Source organism: Sphingomonas sp. OK281 (genome assembly GCF_900115295.1).
GTDB lineage: Bacteria > Pseudomonadota > Alphaproteobacteria > Sphingomonadales > Sphingomonadaceae > Sphingomonas.
The window spans coordinates 660,394-679,776 of the sequence record NZ_FOVZ01000001.1 but is presented as its reverse complement, the minus strand read 5'-3'; the positions used below and the strand labels follow the sequence as shown (position 1 = coordinate 679,776).

Below are 19,383 nucleotides of genomic sequence, written 5' to 3'. Positions count from 1 at the left end.
AAGCCCTATGTCGTCGATCCCCAACTCCGCTATGCCGCACGCCAAGGTCCATCACGACGACGACCACAAGCCGAAGCCCGACGCGAAGAAGACGTCGGCGACCAGCGACTGGGTCGAGGACGCGACCGACGCGGCCAAGGCTGGCCTCGCGACGGCGACGGATGCGGTGAAGTCGCACCCGAAGACCGCGATCGCGGTTGGCGCGACGGTGATCGCGGGGATCGCGGGGATCGCGGGGATCGCGGCGGCGATCGCGGCGCCTGCGTTGCGCGCCAAGGATGCGGCAGAGAAGAAGGCGCCGCCGAAGAAGCCCGAGTCGAAGAAGCCGGCCAAGGCAAAGAAGCCCCACTGATACGTTAACACGAGAATACGAGGCCGCCGCCCACCTCACCCTGCACCACCCCGGCGAAGGCCGGGGCCCAGTTGGAAAGGTCGCAGTGGTAGGGCGGAGCCTCAGTTAGCAACGTCCCCCAACTGGGCCCCGGCCTCCGCCGGGGTGGCGTCGTTTCAGGGTAAAGGCGATAGGTTGGGGAGCGGTTGCGAGTACGCGAGCGCCACCCCCGCCTCCTTGTCCTCCCGCGAAGGCGGGAGCCCAGACTGGGCTCCCGCCTTCGCGGGAGAACAAGCTTTTACGCGCCAGCCGGCAAACTAAACCCGATCCACAACCCCACCAGCCATCGCCACCGGAACCCCAGTCGTCCCCGGAAAGCTGATCGCCAGCCCCTTCAGCGTCCGCACCGCCATATACGCGAACCCCTCGGCCTCCAGCGCATCGCCGTTCCACCCGAGCACATCGGTAGGCTCCACCACCAACCCGGTCCGCGCGGCGATCATCGCCAGCATAGTCGGATTATGCCGCCCCCCCCCCGCGACCAGCAACCGAACCGGCCGAGCCGGCAAATGCCGCAAAGCCTCCGCCACGGTAGCGGCCGTAAACGCCGTCAAAGTCGCCGCGCCATCCGCAGCCGAAAGCCCCCGAGCCGGCTGGATAGTAAAGTCATTCCGGTCGAGCGACTTCGGTGGCGGCGCATCAAAAAACGGATGGTCCAGCATCGCCGTCAGCACCGTCTCGTCCACTTGCCCGGACGCTGCCAACGCCCCCCCGGCATCATACCGCGCGCCAGTCTCCGCCTCGACCCAGCTATCGACCAACCCGTTCGCCGGCCCGGTATCGAACGCTACCAGCCCATCGCGGTCCGTCATCTGCGCCCGCTCCGGCGACATCTCGCGCGAATCGTGCATGTCCCGCCCGCCAGGAATGAAGGTGATGTTCCCCACCCCGCCAAGGTTCAGCACCGCGACCGGTCCCTCGAGCCCCGCCGCCAACGCCGCATGATACACCGGCAGCAACGGCGCGCCCTGCCCGCCCGCGGCCACATCCGCCGAGCGAAAATCCGACACCGTCGTGATCCCGGTAGCCCGCGCGACCGCCGCCCCATCGCCGATCTGCCACGTCCAGCGCCGATCCGGCCGATGCGCGATCGTCTGCCCGTGAAAGCCGATCACGTCGACATCCGCCGCCGCGACGCCCGCATCCGCCAGCAGCTTGTGCACCGCAAACACGTGAGCCCGCGTAATCAGCTCGCCCGCAGCAACCACCGGCGGACTTGCGCGCGGCTTGTCGAACGTCAGCGCCATCCGGGTAGCCTCCGCCAACTGCGCGCGCGCCGCATCCGAATACGGCTCGCCACGGAACGCGATTGGCCGCACGAACGCCTCGCCGTCGGTCTCGATCAACGCGGCGTCGATCCCGTCGAGCGACGTCCCCGACATCAGTCCAATCGCCAGCATATCGGTTCCTTCCCGCGCAATCCGCCCACCCATGCAGGATGCATTTTCCGCCGCCTAGAAAAAACCGAACTTTGCGCCTATGTGCGCGGGCTTCATGGCAACAACACTCCCCTCCCCGCCGAAGATCGGCATGGTCTCGCTCGGCTGTCCGAAGAACCTCGTCGACAGCGAACGGATCCTCACGCAGCTGCGCGGCGATGGCTATCAGATGTCGCCCGACTATGCCGGCGCCGACATCGTGCTCGTCAACACCTGCGGCTTCCTCGACTCCGCCAAGGAGGAGAGCCTCGAGGCGATCGGCGAGGCGATCGCCGAGAACGGCCGCGTCATCGTCACCGGCTGCATGGGCAAGGAAGCCGACGCGATCCGCGCGCGCTTCCCGCAGGTCCTCGCAATCACCGGCGCACACGAATACGAGCAGGTCGTCGGCGCGGTCCACGAGGCGGCACCGATGCCGCCCTCCGCATTCCTCAACCTGATCCCCGACGCCGGCTTGAAGCTGACCCCGCGCCACTACAGCTATCTGAAGATTTCCGAGGGCTGCAACCACCGCTGCTCGTTCTGCATCATCCCGTCCCTGCGCGGCGACCTCGTCAGCCGCCGCCCCGACGCGATCCTGCGCGAGGCGGAGAAGCTCGTCGAAGCCGGCACCAAGGAACTGCTGGTCATCAGCCAGGACACGTCGGCGTATGGCGTGGACCTGCGCCACGCCAGCTGGCCGGTAAAGACCGGTGGCCCGATGTCGCGCAACGAAGCCCGCGAGGTCCGCGCGCACATGACCGACCTCTCGCGCGAACTGGGCAAGATCGCGCCGTGGGTCCGCCTCCACTACGTCTACCCCTACCCGCACGTCGATCACGTCATCCCGCTGATGGCGGAGGGCCTCGTGCTGCCATATCTCGACATCCCGTTCCAGCACGCCGCGCCATCGGTGCTGCGCCGGATGAAGCGCCCCGGCAACGATGCGAAAGTGCTCCAGCGCATCCACAACTGGCGGACGATCGCGCCCGACATCACGATCCGCTCGACCTTCGTCGTCGGCTTCCCCGGCGAGACCGAGGAAGATTTCCAGTATCTGCTGGATTGGCTCGACGAAGCGCAGCTCGATCGTGTCGGCGCGTTCCGCTTCGAGCCGGTCGAAGGCGCCGCGGCGAACCTGCTCCCCGATCACGTGCCCGAAGAGCTCAAGGAAGAGCGCTACGCCCGCATCATGGAAAAGACCGCGGCCATCTCCGCGGCCAAGTTGCAGGCCAAGATCGGCCGCACGCTCGACGTGATCATCGATGCGGTCGACGAAGAAGGCGCAACCGGCCGTTCAAAGGCGGATGCGCCCGAGATCGACGGCGAAGTCTTCCTCCGCGATGCCGGCCGCCTGACCGTCGGCGACATCGTCCCGGTCACGATCGAGGATGCCGACGATCACGACCTTTACGGTGTGCCGGCTTAAATCCCTCCGTCACCCCGGACTTGTTCCGGGGTCCACCGTTCCGCAAACTCGATAGCGTCCGATACGCGGAACGGTGGATGCCGGAACAAGCCCGGCATGACGGAAAGTCAGACGACGTTGCGACCGGTGAACAGCTTGATCAGAACGACGATCACGGCGATCACCAGCAGGATGTGGATCAGCCCGCCCGCAACATGGAAGGCGAACCCAGCCAGCCAGAGGATCAGCAGGATGATGGCGATGGTATACAGCATGAGTATGTCCCCTAAGGCGTGACAGGCTCCCGGCCCCGCGATGAAACGTGCGTGTAACACGACGTGTTCCGTCAACATTTCTGCCCTAGCCTAACCCCTTCAACCAGCGCGGAATTAAAATCGCGACGTTGCGTACGCCGGCCGGTTCTGCTTCGTTGCGCGCCATGATCCTCCGCCTCCTCGCCGTCGCCGTGCTGCTCCCCGCTCCCGCCATCGCGCAATCGCTCACCCCCGCCGAAACCGCGCAGATCGACACGCTGGTCACCGGCGCGCTCGGCGATACCGGCGTGCCCTCAGCCTCGATCGCGGTAGTCCGCGGCGGGCGTATCGTGTTCGCCAAGGCGTACGGCAAACCGTCCGAGACGATCGCCACCGCCGACCCCAAGCTCCCCTACCAGATCGCCTCGATCTCGAAGCAGTTCACCGCCGCCGCGATCCTGCTGCTCGAGGACGAGGGCAAGCTCAGCCTCGACGACACCGTCGCCAAATACATCCCCGGCATCACCGACGGCGACCGCATCACGATCCGCCAGTTGCTCAGCCACACCTCCGGCCTCCAGGATTACTGGCCGCAGGACTACAGCTTCGCGGCGATGGCCAAGCCTGTCACGCCGCAGCAGATCGTCGACCGCTGGGCCAAGAAGCCGCTCGATTTCGCACCCGGCACGCAGTGGCAATATTCCAACACCGGCTACGTCGTCGCCGGCATGATCGTCGAGAAGGTCGCGCACCAGCCGCTGCTGAGCTTCCTCCAGCAACGCATCTTCAAACCACTCGACATCCGCGCGCTTGATCAGGACAAGGCGATCGGCAAGGCCTTCCCGCAAGGCTATGGCCGCTTCGCGCTTGGCCCGGTCCGCCCCGAGACGCCCAGCGCGGACGGCTGGCTCTACGCCGCCGGCGAATTATCGATGAGCGCCGAAGACCTCGCCAAATGGGATGTCGCCCGCCTCAACCGCACCACGCTCCCCGCCGACGACTGGGCCGCACAGGAAACGCCGGTGAAACTCGCTGACGGATCGAGCAACGGCTACGGCCTCGGCGTCTTCACCGGCAGCGCGAACGGCCGCCGCTATGTCGAGCACAGCGGCGAAGCGGTCGGTTTCCTGTCCGAGAACACCGTCTATCCCGACGACAAGGCCGCCATCGTCGTCCTCACCAACAGCTGGTTCAGCGACGCAACGGGCCGCATCGCCGCCGGCGTTGCGAAAATCGTCCTGCCGCCCGCAACCGCCAGCGCCGAGGACACCGCCGCACTCGCCCGAGCCCACGCCGTCTACGACCAGCTCCGCACCGGCACGCTCGACCGCAAGGGGCTTACGGAAGACGCCAACTATTACTTCAAGCCGGTCGCGCTCACCGACTACAAGACGAGCCTCGGCGCACTCGGCGAGCCCACCGCATTCGCACAAACCGGCAAGACCCGCTTGCGCGGCGGCTTCGTCAACCGCACCTACCGCATCACCTATCCCGACCGCACGCTCTCGCTCAGCACCTATGCCGAGCCCGGCGCCAGCGGCCGATATGAACAACTTTTGGTGGCACCCGCTCAATGACCGACTTCGCTTCGATGCTCCAACCCGACCGCGGCCAGCCAGCGCGGACTATCCACGTCGTCCACCCCGACGCCTATGAAGGCTGGCTCGCCAAGCAGTCGCAGCGCGTTCGCACGACGGCCGCCGCGCACCGCCTGACCGGCAAGCCCGGCGATCGTGCGGTGCTGCCCGGCGAGACAGCAGACGACTGGTCGATGCTGCTGGTCTGCAACGAGGCCGTCACGTCCCCGTGGCGGATCGCCTCGCTCGGCGCGTCGCTCCCCGCCGGAACGTATCGCCTCGCAGAAGGACCAGTCGGTGCAGCCGGGCTCGGCTGGATGCTCGCCCAGCACCAGTTCACGCGGTACGTGAAACCCGACGCGACCGGCCCCCGCATACTCCTGACCGCAGACGCCGCGCACATTGACGAGACAATCCGCCTCGCCGAAGCAACCGCGCTGGTCCGCGATCTCGTCAACACCGGCGCGTCCGACATGGGCCCCGCCGACCTCGAAGCCGCCGCCGAGACGCTCGCCAAACACCACGGCGCGACCGTCACGACCACGCGCGGCGATGCGCTCGCGACCGGCTACCCGATGATCCACGCGGTCGGCCAAGCCGCGAGCAAGGACCGCGGGCCCCGCCTGATCGAACTCGAATGGGGCGACCCTGCGCACCCGCGCATCGCACTGGTCGGCAAGGGCGTTACCTTCGACACCGGCGGGCTCGACATCAAGCCGTCCGCCGGCATGCGGCTGATGAAGAAGGACATGGGCGGCGCAGCGCACGCCTTGGCGCTCGCGAGCCTCGTGATGGCCGCCAAACTCCCGGTCCGCCTCCACTTGCTGATCCCCGCGGTCGAGAACTCGATCGCCGGCAACGCCTTCCGCCCCGGCGACGTGCTCGCCACGCGCAAGGGCGTGACCGTCGAGAACACAAACACCGACGCGGAGGGCCGCCTCGTGCTCGGCGACGCGCTGACCAAGGCGGGTGAGGGCAATCCCGAACTGATCCTCGACTTCGCGACACTAACGGGAGCGGCGCGCGTCGCGCTCGGTCCCGACCTGCCGCCGATGTTCACCGACGACGAGTCGCTCGCGGCGGACCTGCTTGCGTCCGGACTGGAACAGAACGACCAGATGTGGCGGCTGCCGCTCTGGAACGGTTACGACGAGATGCTCAAGTCCGACATCGCCGACATGGTCAACGCCCCCGATGGCGGTTTCGCGGGAGCGATCACCGCCGCACTGTTCCTCCGCCGGTTCGTGCCGAAGGATACGGCATGGGCGCATCTCGACGTGTTCGCCTGGCGCCCGTCCGCCAAGCCGGGTCGGCCTAAGGGCGGCGAAGCTTACGCCCTCCGCGCCGCGTTCGCGATGTTGGCTAAGCGGTACGCGCGCTGAACAAAAGCAACACCAAACACGCCGTCATCCCCGCGCAGGCGGGGATCCATAACCTCAGGTGTCCGTGATCCCACCGATACGGTAGCCAGTATGGGTTCCCGCCTCCGCGGGAATGACGCCGGTGAGACCGTAACCGACATCACCCCGTCGCGAACTGCCCGAACGGCAGCAGCTTGTCCGCCAGAGCCCTCGTCGCGTTCGCATCGCCAGCCCGCAGCGGCACCAGCACCGCCACCGCGGCCTTGCGCACATATCCGTCGATCGCGGTCGGCGTCGGCGCCTTGCTAGCCGTCTCCACCAGAGCCCGCCCACGCGCATCGTTCGGATCGATCTCCAGCCGCAACAGTCCTGCCAACCCGGCAAACATCGCGCGATTGCCACCCAGTGCCACCGAGCGATCCAATGCCTCGAACCCGGTCGCCTTCTGCGCGCCTGCGACCGCACGCCCGACGAACCGCCCGAGCTTCGCGATCACCCCGACATGCCACGCGCCCAGCGCCGCCTGCGCCTCGGCATTGCGCGGGTAGCGTAACACCAGCGCCTCATATTGCTTCCGCGCGGCGATCGCCTGCCCCCGGTTGCCGAGCAGCTTGGCACGATACCCGTTCGCCATCGCCTGCATGATCGCCGCCTCGGCATCGTTCGGCGAGCGACTCAGCGCCTGCCCCGCCGCCGCCGCCGCCCGGTCGATCCGCGCCAGCGCGACGCTGCGATCGCGGTCGACGAACCCGGCCTGTGTCAGCAGCTCACGCGGCGTCTCCGCGCGCGCCGCGATCGGACACACGACGGCGCTCGCGATCAGCGAAACACTCACGCAACCGGGGAACCACCTGGCCATATCAACCCTCGCACCGAAGTTTCCGATCAACGAACCGGCCGCCGACCCAGCCGTCGACTGGGCTGTCGAATCGCATCACCGACCATAAGACCACCATGTTTATCGAGACTTAACACGATTTGCCGGCGATCCTGACGACAAACGTCACGATCGGGATCAGGATCGACCGGCCCCGCGTCACAGTCCCGCCGCAGCCCGGATGATCGGCACGAACTTGTCCGCGGTCAGGCTCGCGCCCCCCACCAGCGCCCCATCGACGTTCGGCGTATCGAGAATCGACGCCGCATTCGCGCCCGTCACCGAGCCGCCGTACAGGATCCGCACCCCCGCGGCCGCATCGCCGATCAGCATCCGCAGCTTCGCGCGCGCGATCGCGTGGATCGCCGCGATCTCGTCGAGCGTCGGCGTGCGTCCGGTGCCGATCGCCCAGCGCGGCTCATAGGCCAGCGTGAACCAGCTCCCGTCGGCATTGTCCGGCACCGACTTCTCGATCTGCGCCTGGACGACCCGCTCGGCGCGATCCGCATCGCGTTCCGCCTCGGTCTCGCCGCAGCACAGGATCACGTTCAGCCCCTGGCGCCGCGCCGCCGCCGCCTTCGCCCAGGCATCGTGACTCGTCTCGTGCTGATCCGCGCGACGCTCGGAATGCCCGACGATCGTGAACGACGCGCCGACCTCCTTGACCATGGCTGCCGACACGCACCCGGTATGCGCACCGAAGTCCGCCTCGTGCACGTCCTCCGCGCCGATCGCCAATCCAGGCACGCGTTCCGACGCCCCGGCGATCAGCGTGAACGGCACCGCCACCGCGACATCCACCGTCGGCGCAGCCAGGGTCGCCGCCGCGATGGCCTCGAGTTCGACGAGCATCGCCCGCGATCCGTTCATCTTCCAGTTACCGGCTACAAGCTTACGCCGCATCGTCATCTCCCGACTATTTCGTCCAGCGATAGCGCCGCACCCGTCCGGCACAACCCCGCGCGACCCCGCAAGACCCTACGCGACCCCGCAAGACGTTGAGCGCCCGACTTGAAGAGCCGCCCTCGGCCCCGTAAAGCAACCGCGTTCCCTGTCCCTGTCGATCGGCTGTCCATGCTCGCTTTCTTTCGCCGCCTTACCCATTCGAAGGTCGGCGTGGTCATCACGTTCATCGTGCTCGGGGTGATCGCGCTCGCGTTCGCGGCGGGCGATATCACGGGCTTGAGCTCGATGACCGGCGGCGCAGGGATCACCGGTGGCGACGTCGCCAAGGTCGGCAAGGCCGAGGTGACCGTCAACGAACTCAAGACGCAGGCGCAGACCCAGCTCGAAGGCTTCCGCCAGGAACAGCCGACGCTCGACATGGCGAGCTTCGTCAACCAGGGCGGCCTGGACGGCACGCTCGACCGGATCGTCTCCAGCATGGCGCTCGAACAATTCGGCCGTGCGCAGGGCATGGTCGTCAGCAAGCGTGCGGTCGACGGCCAGATCGCGAGCATTCCGTCCTTGCAGGGCCCGACCGGCAAGTTCGACGAGAATCTGTATCGTCAGGTGCTGGCGCAGCGGAAGCTGACCGACGCACAGATTCGCAGCGACATCGTCCGCGATACGTTCGCGCAGCAGCTCACGATCCCGAGCACGGGCGCGACTCAGGTCGCCAGCCAGGTCGCGCTGCCCTACGCGTCGCTGCTGCTCGAAAAGCGCACCGGCACGATCGGCTTCATCCCCGCCGCCGTCCTCCCCGCCGGCCCCGCGCCGAGCGATGCCGACCTCAACATTTTCTACCAGCGCAACATCGCACGCTACACCGTGCCCGAGCGCCGCATCGTCCGCTACGCAGTCATCACGCCCGAGCAGGTCAAGGCGCAGGCCGTGCCGACCGACGCCGAGATCGCTAAGACCTACCAGCAAGACAGCGCGCGTTACGCCGCCACCGAAAAGCGCACGATCACGCAGGTCGTCGTCGCCGATCCGGCCGGCGCCGCAGCGATCGCCTCCAAGGTCAAGGGCGGCACCAGTCTGGCCGACGCCGCGCGCGCCGCCGGCCTCGAAGCATCGACGCAAACCAAGGTCGAGAAGGCCGCCTATGCGAGCACCGCGTCGGCACAGGTCGCCGACGCCGCGTTCGCGACTGCTAACGGCGCGGTGATCGGCCCGGTCCGCACGCAGCTCGGCTGGACCGTCGCGAAGGTCGATGCCGTCGAAACCGTCGCCGCGCGCTCGCTCGACCAGGTTCGCGCCGAGATCGCTGCTGCCCTCGGCATCCAGAAGGCCACCGAAGCGCTGTCGACGATCCACGACAAGATCGACGATTCGCTGTCGAAGAACGCCACGTTCGACGAAGTGGTCGCCGACCAGAAGCTTAAGCCGGTCACCACCCCCGCGCTGATCGCGAACGGTGCGAACCCGGACGATGCGACCAGCAGGCCCGATCCCGCGATTGCACCGCTCGTTGCGGCTGCGTTCCAAGCCGCCGAGGGCGATGGCCCACAGCTCGTCCAACTCGGTACCGATGGTGGATTTGCGGTCGTCGCGCTCGGTCGCGTCGTTCGCGCCACGCCGCGTCCGCTGGCGCAGGTTCGCGCCGCGGTGCTGCACGACGTGACCGCCGATCGCGCGCGTCAGGCGGCGCGCAAGGTCGCTGCCGACGTGCTCGCGCGGATCAACAAGGGGATGCCGATCCAGCAGTCGCTGGCGCAGACCAAGCTGCCGCTTCCCGCCGCGCGTCCGCTGACGGCCTCGCGTGCGCAGATCGCGGCCGATCCGCGCGGTGCGCCGCCGGCACTCGCGCTGATGTTCAGCATGGCGCCGAACACCGCCAAGACGCTGGCCGCGCCCGACGACAGCGGCTGGTTCGTCATCAAGCTCGACAGCATCGCCAGCGGCAACGCTGCCGGCAATCCGGCCGCGATCAAGGCAGCGCGCGCCAATATCGGCCGCTCGGTCGGTCGCGAATATGTCGAGCAGTTCGCCAAGGCGGTCCGCGCCGACGTTGGCGTCAAGACCAATGCCAGCGCCATCGCCCGCGTCCGTGCCGACCTGCTCGGCCAGGGCGGCGCCGGGAACTGATCGGATGACGAGCGCGCGTGAAGCACTCGCCGAAGGGCGCCCCGCGCTCGTCTGGCGTCGTCAGGTTGCCGACACCGAAACCCCGGTCGCGGCGGCGCTGAAACTGATCGAGCCGGGGCGTGGCGACTTCCTGCTCGAATCGGTCGAGGGCGGCGCAACCCGCGGTCGTCACAGCCTGATCGGCCTCGCGCCCGACCTGCTGTTTCGCGCGCATGGCCCCAATGCCGAGATCAACCGCCACTGGGCCACCGATCGCGATACGTTCGAGCCGTGCCCGGTCCCCACGCTCGATGCACTTCGCGCGCTCGTCGCCGAATGCCGCGCTGACGTTCCGGCTGAACTGCCGCGCGCGCTGGCCTGCCTCGTCGGCTATTTCGGCTATGAGACGATCGGCCTGGTCGAGAATTTGCCGCAACCGCCGGTCGATCCGCTCGGGCTGCCCGACATGATCTTCGTGCGACCGACCGTCGTCCTGGTTTTCGATCGCCTGACCGACGCGCTCTACCTCGTCGCGCCGGCCTGGCCCGATCCGGCCCGCGATGCCGACGCGATCGTGACGGAAGCCGAAGAGCGTCTCGACGCGGTCGCCGCCAAGCTCGCCAGCACGCCCGTCCCCACGCCGGTCCGCGCCGACGTCGCCGAACCGACCTACACGCCCGCGCTCCCCGAGGGCCGCTACGGCGAGATGGTCGCGGCGGCGAAGGACTACATCCTCGCCGGCGACATCTTCCAGGTGGTGCTCGCCCAGCGCTTCAGCACGCCGTTCGCACTCCCGCCGTTCGAGCTCTACCGCTCGCTCCGCCGCATCAATCCGTCGCCGTTCCTCTACCACCTCGACCTCCCCGGCTTCGCGCTGATCGGCTCGAGCCCCGAGATCCTCGTCCGCGTCCGCGACGAAGAAGTAACGATCCGCCCGATCGCCGGTACGCGTCCGCGCGGCAAGACCGCCGCCGAGGACGAGGCCAACCGCGTCAGCCTGCTCGCCGACCCGAAGGAGCGCGCGGAACACCTGATGCTGCTCGATCTCGGCCGCAACGACGTCGGCCGCGCCGCGGCACCGGGGTCTGTAAAGGTGACCGCCAGCTACGGCGTGGAATTCTACAGCCACGTCATGCACATCGTCTCGAACGTCGTCGGCACGCTATCGCCCGACAAGGACGCGCTCGACGCGCTGTTCGCGGGCTTTCCCGCCGGCACGGTCAGCGGCGCACCGAAAGTCCGCGCCTGCCAGATCATCGCCGAACTCGAGCCCGAACGCCGCGGTGCGTACGCCGGCGGAGTCGGCTATTTCTCCCCCGACGGCTCGATGGACTCGTGCATCGTGCTGCGGACCGCGGTGGTGAAGGACGGCACGATCCACGTCCAGGCCGGCGCGGGCATCGTCGCCGACAGCATCCCCGAATACGAACAACGCGAATGCGAGGCGAAAGCCGGGGCAATCCTGGCTGCCGCCCGCGAGGCTGTCAGTCGGGCTAAGTCCTCTGGTTTCGGTCAGTAAGTGCGGTCACCCAGAAAGACCGACCCGGTATAGTTATACCTCCCCGGCGAAGGCCGGGGCCCAGTTGGAAAGGTCACAGTAACGATACGCGACCGTCTTTACGAATGTCCCCCACCTGGGCCCCGGCCTTCGCCGGGGAGGTGTTAATGAGCTAATCTTACGGCGTCGTGTTCGTCTCGCTCGCCGGTGCACGACGTTCCGCTGCATAGGCCTGGTTCCGCGCGAGGAAACAGCCCGACTGGCCACCCGTCCCGACTGCCGAACACGTATCCGGCAACCCGCCGGCAACCCGGCCGATCTGGTCGATCGACGCGGCGCGGTTCACCCAGCTCTGGTTCTGCGCCGCGATCGGCTTGTCATCACGCAGCGACTTCGGGATGCGATACGGTTGGTCCAGAGTCGAACAGACGACGATCTCGCCACCGCTCGACTTGGGGCATTTCTGGTCGCCGGTCAGCGTGACGCTGCGGATACGCTGGGGCGGCGTGTCGACCTGGGCGTCCTGCGCCGAAGCCATGGCGGGTAGCGCGATCAGCGCGGCGAGGACGACGGTACGAAACATCGGTTAAGCTCCTTTGAACGGATAACGTCCGTCACGCGGCATTGCTCCGCACTGAATGAAGACCGTCCGGCCAGCGGATATAGGAAGCGCCACGGCCTTTCGCGACTGCGGCACGGCAAAATTATGGCAGGTCGTCGCAGCAACGTCGCCATGTGGCTGCGGCGATGTCGCGGGACACGTTGCATGGCGCCCCGCATCGGCTATGGCGGCGCCATGATCCTCGTCGTCGACAATTACGACAGCTTCACCTGGAACCTCGTCCATTACCTGATGGAACTGGGTGCCGAGGTCGAAGTCGTCCGCAACGATGCGATCTCCGCCGGGCAGGCTCTGTCGTCGGGCGCGGACGCGTTCCTCATTTCCCCCGGCCCCTGCACGCCGACCGAGGCGGGCGTCAGCCTCGACTTGGTCGCCGCCTGCGCGGATGCCGGCAAGCCGCTGCTGGGCGTGTGCCTCGGCCACCAGGCGATCGGCCAGCATTTCGGCGGCAAGGTCGAACGCGGCGGGCTCATGCACGGCAAGACCTCGCCCGTCGTCCACGACGATACCGGGCTCTACGCCGGACTGCCTTCGCCATTCATCGCCACGCGCTATCACTCGCTGATCGTCAACGCGGTCCCCGACACGCTGGTGGTCAACGCGACCGCGCAGGACGGCACGGTGATGGGCTTCCGCCACAAGACGCTGCCGATTCACGGCGTGCAGTTCCACCCGGAGAGCATCGCCACCGAACACGGCCACGAAATGCTCGCCAACTTCCTCAAGATGGCGAACATCCCCCACCAACTCCCCTCCCGCCTGCGGGAGGGGTCGGGGGAGGGCAGCGCCGCACCTACGAAGTCGGCTGGACAGGAAGCCCCTCCCCTGACCCCTCCCACAAGCGGGAGGGGAATGTGACTACCGTCGCCCCGCTCCCCGACCCGTCCTCACCCCTCGCCAGAGAATCCGCCCGAGAGGCGTTCGCCGACATCCTCGACGCCCGCGCGAGCGACGACGCGATCGCCACCTTCCTCACCGACCTCGCGACCCGCGGCGAGACCAGCATCGAGATCGCCGAAGCCGCGCGCGCGCTCCGCAACCGGATGATCCCGATCGACGCCCCCGCCGGCGCGATCGACGTCTGCGGCACCGGCGGCGACGGCCACCACACCCTGAACGTCTCGACCGCCGTCGCGCTCGTCGTCGCCGCAACCGGCGTCCCCGTCGCCAAGCACGGCAACCGCGCAGCCTCCAGCAAGGCCGGCGCCGCCGACACGCTCGAAGTCCTCGGCCTCGACATGGACCGCGCCGGCGCCACCGCCGAGGCCAGCCTCAACGAGATCGGCATCGCGTTCCTGTTCGCCGCCAACCACCACCCGGCGATGAAGCGCATCACCCCGATCCGCCAACGCATCGGCAAACGGACGATCTTCAACCTGATGGGCCCGCTCGCCAACCCGGCCGGCACCACCCGCCAGCTCATCGGCATCGCCCGCCCCGACTACGTCACGCTCTACGCCGAAGCACTCGAACAGCTCGGTACCGAAGCCGCGTTGGTCGTCTCGGGCGAAGAAGGCCTCGACGAACTGTCGGGCGCCGGCCCTAGCATCGTCGCCTCGGTCGGCACCGTCGCGCTCCCCGGCAAGGTCACGCCCGAAGACGCAGGCCTCACCCGCCACGCCATCACCGACATTCGCGGCGGCGACGCGCACCACAACGCCGACGCACTCCGCCGCCTGCTGAAAGGCGAGGCCGGCGCCTACCGCGACGCCGTCCTGCTCAACGCCGCCGCAGCCTTGATGGTCGCCGGCACCGTCCCCACTCTCGTCGACGGCGCGGCCAAGGCCGCCGCCGCCCTCGACACCGGCAGCGCCGACGCGCTGCTCGCCCGCTGGATCGCCTACTGACATGACCATGCTCGACCGTATCCTCGAGACCAAGCGCGCCGAAGTCGCCGCGCGCAAGGCAACGACCTCGCTCGCCGACATCGACGCCGGCATCGCCCGCATGTCGAAGCCGCGCGGCTTCCGCGCCGCGCTTGACGCGAAGACGGGCCACGCACTGGTCGCCGAGGTCAAGAAAGCCAGCCCGTCGAAAGGCCTGATCCGCGCCGATTTCGATCCCGTAGCCCACGCTCGCGCCTATGAAGCCGGCGGCGCCGCGTGCCTCTCGGTCCTTACCGACGAAAAGTGGTTCCAAGGCTCCGACGCTTACCTCACCGCGGCACGTGACGCCGTCTCGATCCCCGTCCTGCGGAAGGACTTCATGGTCGACCCATGGCAGTCGACCGAGGCACGCGCGATCGGCGCCGACTGCATCCTGATCATCGTCGCCGCACTCGACGACATCCAGATGGCCGAGATCGAAGCCTCCGCGCTCGAATGCGGCATGGACGTGCTGGTCGAGGTCCATGACGCGCATGAAATGGAGCGCGCGCTGAGGCTCAAGTCGCGCCTGATCGGCGTCAACAACCGCGACCTGCGCGACTTCTCGGTCGATTTCCAGCGCACCTACGACCTCGTCGGCAAGGCGCCCAAAGACTGCACCTTCGTCGCCGAAAGCGGCCTCACGACGCGCGCCGAACTCGACGCGATGGCCGAACACGACATCCACTGCTTCCTGATCGGCGAAGCGCTGATGCGCCAGGACGACGTCGAAGCCGCCACCCGGGCGCTCATCGGATGACCGGCCTCACCCACATCGACGAAGCCGGCGCGGCCCGCATGGTCGACGTCGGCGGCAAGGCGGTCACCGCCCGCGAAGCCATCGCCTCCGGCCGCATCACCATGTCCGCCGAAGCCGCCGCGGCGATCGGCGCCGGCACCGCGAAGAAGGGCGACGTCCTCGCCGTCGCGCGCGTCGCCGGCATCATGGCCGCCAAGCACACCAGCGACCTGATCCCCCTCTGCCACCCGCTCCCGCTCACCAAGGTGGAGATCGACCTCGTCGTCGACGAAACCGGCGTAACCGCCACCGCCACTGCCTCGACCGAAGGCAAGACCGGCGTCGAAATGGAAGCGCTCACCGCCGCCACGGTCACGCTCCTGACGATCTACGACATGGCCAAGGCGATCGACAAGACGATGGTCCTCACCGACATCCGCGTCCGCGCAAAGTCCGGTGGAAAATCCGGCAACTGGACCGCCTAAAACAAAACCCTCTCCCCAAAGGGGAGAGGGATAGACGCCAAAGGCGGCGAGGGTGAGGGCAAGCCAAGCAAAGCGGGCCTAGCCTGGGACTTCAATCCCCATCCATAGACCAGTCGTGGCTCTCAACGATCGTCGACTCCACCGGCCGCCCCGCCGCATCGAGCGAGGGATCATACCGAAACCGCTCCTCGATCAACCGACACGTCAGATTATCAAGCTCCCGGCTTCCGCTCGACCGGGTCACCCGGCACCGCGACACCCGCCCATCGGTCTGCACCAGATACCGCACCGAGACCCGCCCCCGGATCCCCGTCTCCGCCGCCTCGCGTGGATAGTCCGAATCCTTCAACCGCCCCCTGCGCCACCGCGGCGGCGTCTCCTCGCCCCCACCACCGTCGCCATCGCCATATCCCCCACTCCCGGTGCCATTACCAATCCCGCCACTCCCGGTCCCCGGCCCGCGCACATCCGAGGCCCCCGCAGTAGCCTGCGCCCCCACCCCAGCCTTCTCCGCAACCACGACAGGCGGCGGCACCACAACCGGCACCACCGGCGGTGGCGCCACCACCTCGGTAGCCTTCGACTTCAGATTAGGCGGCGACGCGGCCCCCTCCGGCTTCCGGCTAGGCGAAGGCCGAGGCCTGACCTTCTCCTCGGGCGGCGGTGGCGGAGGCGGCGCCGCATCGAACACCTTCAACGCATCGCTCACCGCCGCCGGCATCGTCACCACCAGCCCGTTGAGCAGCGCATAGCCCAGCACCCCCGGCAACAGGACCGCACCCACCGCCGCCCCGATCCTGTCTCTCGCCCGAGGCTGATTACGCGTCATCATGCTAATCTGGTGTCTCTTTCCTCCAAACAAAGCCCCGCAAAGGATGAACCCGCGCTGGCCAGAGGTACGAAGGACGAATGCCATCACCCGCATCCACTCGCCGACCCGGAAGAAAGCAGCGGCACCAACCTGCCAGCACCACACCAGTGAACTAGCACCACCCCGGCGAAGGCCGAGACCCAATTGGGAAGGCCAGCATTATAGCAACCGCCCTCCGCCCAACTCTTGTTTCCCCGCGAAGGCGGGGACCCAGCCTGGGCTCCCGCCTTCGCGGGAGAACAAGGAGGCAGTAGCGAATGTTCGATATCGATCGAACCAGACCGCTCGCCCGCCGAGACACCAAAGCGTCAGCAGCGGCCAAGCTCTTCGCACCTCGGGCCAACGACACCTGTCCTACATCCCAAACCCATGGCAAAGCACGGAACCTACCCCCACGCCCCGCGCTTCCCCATACAACACGCGAAAAGCGCCCACCGCCAAAACGCTCCCAGCGTCTACACTTCCTATACTTCACTTTTCAGAACCGCCCAAAAACAGAGCCTTAGCATGACCCTAGTCCCCGTCGCCGAAGCCCAGTCCCGCCTCTTCACCATGGCCCCCCGCGTCGGCCACGAGACCGTGACGCTACGCGAAGCCGCCGGCCGCTGGGCCGCCGAGGACATCCTCGCCCGCCGGACCCAACCCGCCGCAGACCTCTCGGCCATGGACGGCTACGCGATCCGCTTCGAAGACCTCCCCGGCCCCTGGAAAGTCATCGGCGAAAGCGCCGCCGGCCGCCCCTTCACCGGCCACGTCGCCCCCAACGAAGCGACCCGCATCTTCACCGGCGCCGCCATGCCCGAAGGCGCCGACACCGTCATGGTCCAGGAAGAAGCCGAACGCGACGGCGCAACCCTGATCCTGGCCGGCGAAGGCCCCCCGACGCTCGGCCGCAACACCCGGCGCAAGGGTCTCGACTTCTCGACCGGCACCCGCCTGATCGCCGCCGGCGACCGCCTCAGCCCCGCGCGCATCGCCGTCGCCGCGACCGGCGGCCACGGCAGCCTCACCGTCAACCGCCGCGTCCGCGTCGCCGTCGCCGCCACCGGCGACGAACTCGTCCCCCCCGGCTCGACCACCGACGGCGTGGCGCTCCCCGAATCGAACGGCATCATGCTCGCCGCGATGCTCGCCGACATGCCCGTCGACATCATCGATCTCGGCATCCTGCCCGACAATCTGGAAGTCCTCCGCGAGGCCTTCGCCAGCGTCCAGGCCGACCTGCTCGTCACCACCGGCGGCGCATCGGTCGGCGACCACGACCTCGTCCGCCCGGCAATCGAAGCCGCCGGCGGCACCATCGACTTCTGGCGGATCGCGCTGCGCCCCGGCAAGCCGATGATGGCCGGCCGGATCAGCGAGATGATGGTGCTCGGCCTCCCCGGCAACCCGGTCTCCGCGTTCGTTACCGCAACGCTGTTCGTCAAACCCGTCGTCGCGCACATGGCCGGCGCAAGCGACCCGCTCCCCCAGTCGACCCACGCGCTACTCGGCGAAGACCTGCCTGTGAACAACGCCCGCACCGACTATCTCCGCGCCGAGCTGCGCGACGGGAAAGCCTATGCCTCAACGATCCAGGACAGCTCGATGCTGCTGACACTGGCCCGCTCGACCTGCCTCATCGTCCGCCCCGGCAACGCTCCGGTTGCAAAGAGAGGCGAATCGGCGGAAATCCTCGTGATCGCATGAAGCGAGCGCTTGACGGCGTTAATTATGTTCCATAGAAGTTCCTCGTCTGTTCCGGACGGAGAACCGCCATGCTCACGCGCAAGCAGCACGAACTCGTCTGCTTCATCAATGATCGCCTCAACGATACCGGCGTCTCGCCGTCGTTCGAGGAGATGAAGGACGCACTCGACCTCAAGTCGAAGTCGGGCGTCCACCGTCTGATCAGCGCGCTCGAGGAGCGCAACTTCATCCGCCGCCTACCGAACCGCGCGCGCGCGCTCGAAGTGCTGCGCATGCCCGAGCGCCCGGAAAAGAAGACGCCGTCCAAGCCATCGAACGTCAAGGCAGCCCCCGCCGCCGCAACGCCACAACCGGCCAACGACGTCATCGAGATTCCCCTCCACGGCCGCATCGCCGCCGGCGTTCCGATCGAAGCGTTCGAAGGCAGCACCATGCTGACCGTCCCCGCCGCACTGCTCGGGACGGGCGAACACTACGCTCTCGAAGTCTCGGGCGACTCGATGGTCGAAGCCGGCATCCTCGATGGCGACTACGCCCTGATCCGCCGCACCGAAACGGCGCGAGACGGCGAGATCGTCGTAGCGCTGATCGAAGACAGCGAAGCCACCCTAAAATACTTCCGCCGCGAAGGCGCCATGGTCCGCCTCGACCCGGCAAACCGAGCCTACGACCCCCAACGCTACGCCCCCGCCCAAGTCCGCGTCCAAGGCAAACTCTCCGGCATCCTCCGCCGCTACGACTGAGCCGCGGAGGGCAGCCGATGTGGTTGCCCGGCGCTTCGGCCTCGTTCTCTAATCGCGCCGACGAGGCCGTATGTCGGACGGTACGACAAAGCCCCCATTTGTCCGAAAACGGGTGCCAGAACTGTTCGGCAAGGCCGGCAATTGCTCATTAGCGTTGACGCTGACGCAGGTGTGTTGATGCCGTTCTTGCAGAATTCTGTGAGGATGGACGTCTATTCTTGATGCGGCATGGCGTTCGGAAGACGATCCGCATTCCATTACAAAACGCCGCTCTAGGCAAAAAAAAGAGATAATCTCAGCGCCTCCGCGCCTCTGCGCGAACATCTCGTCGACGCCCCTCGATGCAGCAGAAGATTAGTTGGCGCGGAGACGCTGAGATGTTCCGCTCAACGAATTACGCCGCTGCGCCAAACGCCTTCGGGATGAGACCCAGACAATCGCGCGCCAAATTTACTCTGCCCTGCAAGACTTCTCCGCGGCTCCGCGTCTCCGCGTGAACTTTAATCTCACTATAATTGCCTACGGCTACGGACGATTGTGTTCACGCGAAGGCGCAAAGCGGTTGTGTCTGGACCA

The 19,383-nt window shown here is 67.4% G+C and carries 18 protein-coding genes; 12 read left to right on the top strand and 6 right to left on the bottom strand.

The window, feature by feature from the left end; translation table 11 throughout:
* Positions 1 to 7 precede the first annotated feature (7 nt).
* Entirely contained in the window at positions 8 to 352 is a 345-nt protein-coding gene (locus BM244_RS03235) for a hypothetical protein (protein WP_093397327.1), read from the top strand.
* Positions 353 to 648: 296 nt separating this feature from the next.
* Here BM244_RS03235 and BM244_RS03230 read toward each other — a convergent pair whose 3' ends face one another.
* Positions 649 to 1,791: an anhydro-N-acetylmuramic acid kinase gene (locus BM244_RS03230; RefSeq protein ID WP_093397325.1), complete on the bottom strand. Its 1,143-nt coding sequence runs from the start codon at positions 1,789 to 1,791 to the stop codon at positions 649 to 651.
* Between the two features lie 94 nt (positions 1,792 to 1,885).
* Here BM244_RS03230 and rimO point away from each other — a divergent pair, with 94 nt between their 5' ends.
* On the top strand, positions 1,886 to 3,238 hold the full coding sequence (gene rimO, locus BM244_RS03225) for a 30S ribosomal protein S12 methylthiotransferase RimO (RefSeq protein WP_093398081.1): 1,353 nt from the start codon (positions 1,886 to 1,888) through the stop codon (positions 3,236 to 3,238).
* 107 nt (positions 3,239 to 3,345) lie between these two features.
* Here rimO and BM244_RS22555 read toward each other — a convergent pair whose 3' ends face one another.
* The gene (locus tag BM244_RS22555; RefSeq protein WP_139226855.1) at positions 3,346 to 3,492 is read right to left on the bottom strand and encodes a lmo0937 family membrane protein; all 147 of its coding nucleotides are present in this window, start codon (positions 3,490 to 3,492) and stop codon (positions 3,346 to 3,348) included.
* 164 nt (positions 3,493 to 3,656) lie between these two features.
* On the opposite strand from BM244_RS22555, the gene BM244_RS03220 reads away from it, so the two are divergent.
* Both BM244_RS03220 and BM244_RS03215 read left to right on the top strand, forming a co-directional pair.
* Positions 3,657 to 5,048, top strand: a complete 1,392-nt coding sequence (locus BM244_RS03220) for a serine hydrolase domain-containing protein (protein WP_093397324.1) — start codon at positions 3,657 to 3,659, stop codon at positions 5,046 to 5,048.
* Positions 5,045 to 6,430, top strand: a complete 1,386-nt coding sequence (locus BM244_RS03215) for a leucyl aminopeptidase family protein (RefSeq protein WP_093397322.1) — start codon at positions 5,045 to 5,047, stop codon at positions 6,428 to 6,430. The genes BM244_RS03220 and BM244_RS03215 overlap by 4 nt, the downstream gene beginning before the upstream one ends.
* A gap of 139 nt (positions 6,431 to 6,569) precedes the next feature.
* On the opposite strand, the gene BM244_RS03210 is transcribed toward BM244_RS03215, so the two are convergent.
* A complete protein-coding gene (locus tag BM244_RS03210) occupies positions 6,570 to 7,244 on the bottom strand; it encodes a hypothetical protein (protein ID WP_254784244.1) in 675 nt (224 codons plus the stop codon).
* Positions 7,245 to 7,445: 201 nt separating this feature from the next.
* On the bottom strand, positions 7,446 to 8,195 hold the full coding sequence (gene tpiA / locus BM244_RS03205) for a triose-phosphate isomerase (RefSeq protein ID WP_175518023.1): 750 nt from the start codon (positions 8,193 to 8,195) through the stop codon (positions 7,446 to 7,448).
* A gap of 165 nt (positions 8,196 to 8,360) precedes the next feature.
* Between tpiA and BM244_RS03200 the strand changes: the two genes are divergently transcribed.
* Positions 8,361 to 10,316 (top strand): peptidylprolyl isomerase, encoded by a 1,956-nt coding sequence (locus BM244_RS03200; RefSeq protein WP_093397319.1) that lies wholly within the window; start codon positions 8,361 to 8,363, stop codon positions 10,314 to 10,316.
* 4 nt (positions 10,317 to 10,320) lie between these two features.
* The gene (gene trpE, locus BM244_RS03195) at positions 10,321 to 11,814 is read left to right on the top strand and encodes an anthranilate synthase component I (protein WP_093397317.1); all 1,494 of its coding nucleotides are present in this window, start codon (positions 10,321 to 10,323) and stop codon (positions 11,812 to 11,814) included.
* 157 nt (positions 11,815 to 11,971) lie between these two features.
* Here trpE and BM244_RS03190 read toward each other — a convergent pair whose 3' ends face one another.
* Positions 11,972 to 12,376, bottom strand: coding sequence for a hypothetical protein (locus tag BM244_RS03190; RefSeq protein WP_093397316.1), 405 nt, complete (start codon positions 12,374 to 12,376; stop codon positions 11,972 to 11,974).
* Positions 12,377 to 12,589: 213 nt separating this feature from the next.
* On the opposite strand from BM244_RS03190, the gene BM244_RS03185 reads away from it, so the two are divergent.
* The 4 genes from BM244_RS03185 to moaC are packed head-to-tail and all read left to right on the top strand — an operon-like array spanning position 12,590 to position 15,504.
* Positions 12,590 to 13,273, top strand: a complete 684-nt coding sequence (locus BM244_RS03185) for an anthranilate synthase component II (RefSeq protein WP_093398079.1) — start codon at positions 12,590 to 12,592, stop codon at positions 13,271 to 13,273.
* Positions 13,270 to 14,262 (top strand): anthranilate phosphoribosyltransferase, encoded by a 993-nt coding sequence (gene trpD, locus BM244_RS03180; protein WP_093397314.1) that lies wholly within the window; start codon positions 13,270 to 13,272, stop codon positions 14,260 to 14,262. The genes BM244_RS03185 and trpD overlap by 4 nt, the downstream gene beginning before the upstream one ends.
* Before the next feature lies 1 nt (position 14,263).
* Complete coding sequence (gene trpC / locus BM244_RS03175; RefSeq protein WP_093397313.1) at positions 14,264 to 15,040, top strand: indole-3-glycerol phosphate synthase TrpC; 777 nt, start codon at positions 14,264 to 14,266, stop codon at positions 15,038 to 15,040.
* On the top strand, positions 15,037 to 15,504 hold the full coding sequence (gene moaC, locus BM244_RS03170) for a cyclic pyranopterin monophosphate synthase MoaC (RefSeq protein ID WP_093397311.1): 468 nt from the start codon (positions 15,037 to 15,039) through the stop codon (positions 15,502 to 15,504). The genes trpC and moaC overlap by 4 nt, the downstream gene beginning before the upstream one ends.
* A 91-nt stretch (positions 15,505 to 15,595) precedes the next feature.
* Here the strand turns inward: moaC and BM244_RS03165 are convergent, their stop codons facing one another.
* Entirely contained in the window at positions 15,596 to 16,333 is a 738-nt protein-coding gene (locus tag BM244_RS03165; RefSeq protein WP_093398078.1) for an energy transducer TonB, read from the bottom strand.
* A gap of 549 nt (positions 16,334 to 16,882) precedes the next feature.
* Between BM244_RS03165 and BM244_RS03160 the strand changes: the two genes are divergently transcribed.
* Together BM244_RS03160 and lexA are read left to right on the top strand one after the other, a co-directional pair.
* Positions 16,883 to 18,064, top strand: a complete 1,182-nt coding sequence (locus BM244_RS03160) for a molybdopterin molybdotransferase MoeA (protein WP_093397310.1) — start codon at positions 16,883 to 16,885, stop codon at positions 18,062 to 18,064.
* Positions 18,065 to 18,132: 68 nt separating this feature from the next.
* Positions 18,133 to 18,807 (top strand): transcriptional repressor LexA, encoded by a 675-nt coding sequence (lexA, locus tag BM244_RS03155; RefSeq protein ID WP_093397308.1) that lies wholly within the window; start codon positions 18,133 to 18,135, stop codon positions 18,805 to 18,807.
* Positions 18,808 to 19,383 lie beyond the last annotated feature (576 nt).

Coding starts and splice junctions, on each gene's coding strand:
- BM244_RS03235 (WP_093397327.1), top strand. CDS start 8: ATGTCGTCGATCCCCAACTCCGCTATGCCGCACGCCAAGGTCCATCAC.
- BM244_RS03230 (WP_093397325.1), bottom strand. CDS start 1,791: ATGCTGGCGATTGGACTGATGTCGGGGACGTCGCTCGACGGGATCGAC.
- rimO (WP_093398081.1), top strand. CDS start 1,886: ATGGCAACAACACTCCCCTCCCCGCCGAAGATCGGCATGGTCTCGCTC.
- BM244_RS22555 (WP_139226855.1), bottom strand. CDS start 3,492: ATGCTGTATACCATCGCCATCATCCTGCTGATCCTCTGGCTGGCTGGG.
- BM244_RS03220 (WP_093397324.1), top strand. CDS start 3,657: ATGATCCTCCGCCTCCTCGCCGTCGCCGTGCTGCTCCCCGCTCCCGCC.
- BM244_RS03215 (WP_093397322.1), top strand. CDS start 5,045: ATGACCGACTTCGCTTCGATGCTCCAACCCGACCGCGGCCAGCCAGCG.
- tpiA (WP_175518023.1), bottom strand. CDS start 8,195: ATGACGATGCGGCGTAAGCTTGTAGCCGGTAACTGGAAGATGAACGGA.
- BM244_RS03200 (WP_093397319.1), top strand. CDS start 8,361: ATGCTCGCTTTCTTTCGCCGCCTTACCCATTCGAAGGTCGGCGTGGTC.
- trpE (WP_093397317.1), top strand. CDS start 10,321: ATGACGAGCGCGCGTGAAGCACTCGCCGAAGGGCGCCCCGCGCTCGTC.
- BM244_RS03190 (WP_093397316.1), bottom strand. CDS start 12,376: ATGTTTCGTACCGTCGTCCTCGCCGCGCTGATCGCGCTACCCGCCATG.
- BM244_RS03185 (WP_093398079.1), top strand. CDS start 12,590: ATGATCCTCGTCGTCGACAATTACGACAGCTTCACCTGGAACCTCGTC.
- trpC (WP_093397313.1), top strand. CDS start 14,264: ATGACCATGCTCGACCGTATCCTCGAGACCAAGCGCGCCGAAGTCGCC.
- moaC (WP_093397311.1), top strand. CDS start 15,037: ATGACCGGCCTCACCCACATCGACGAAGCCGGCGCGGCCCGCATGGTC.
- BM244_RS03165 (WP_093398078.1), bottom strand. CDS start 16,333: ATGACGCGTAATCAGCCTCGGGCGAGAGACAGGATCGGGGCGGCGGTG.
- BM244_RS03160 (WP_093397310.1), top strand. CDS start 16,883: ATGACCCTAGTCCCCGTCGCCGAAGCCCAGTCCCGCCTCTTCACCATG.
- lexA (WP_093397308.1), top strand. CDS start 18,133: ATGCTCACGCGCAAGCAGCACGAACTCGTCTGCTTCATCAATGATCGC.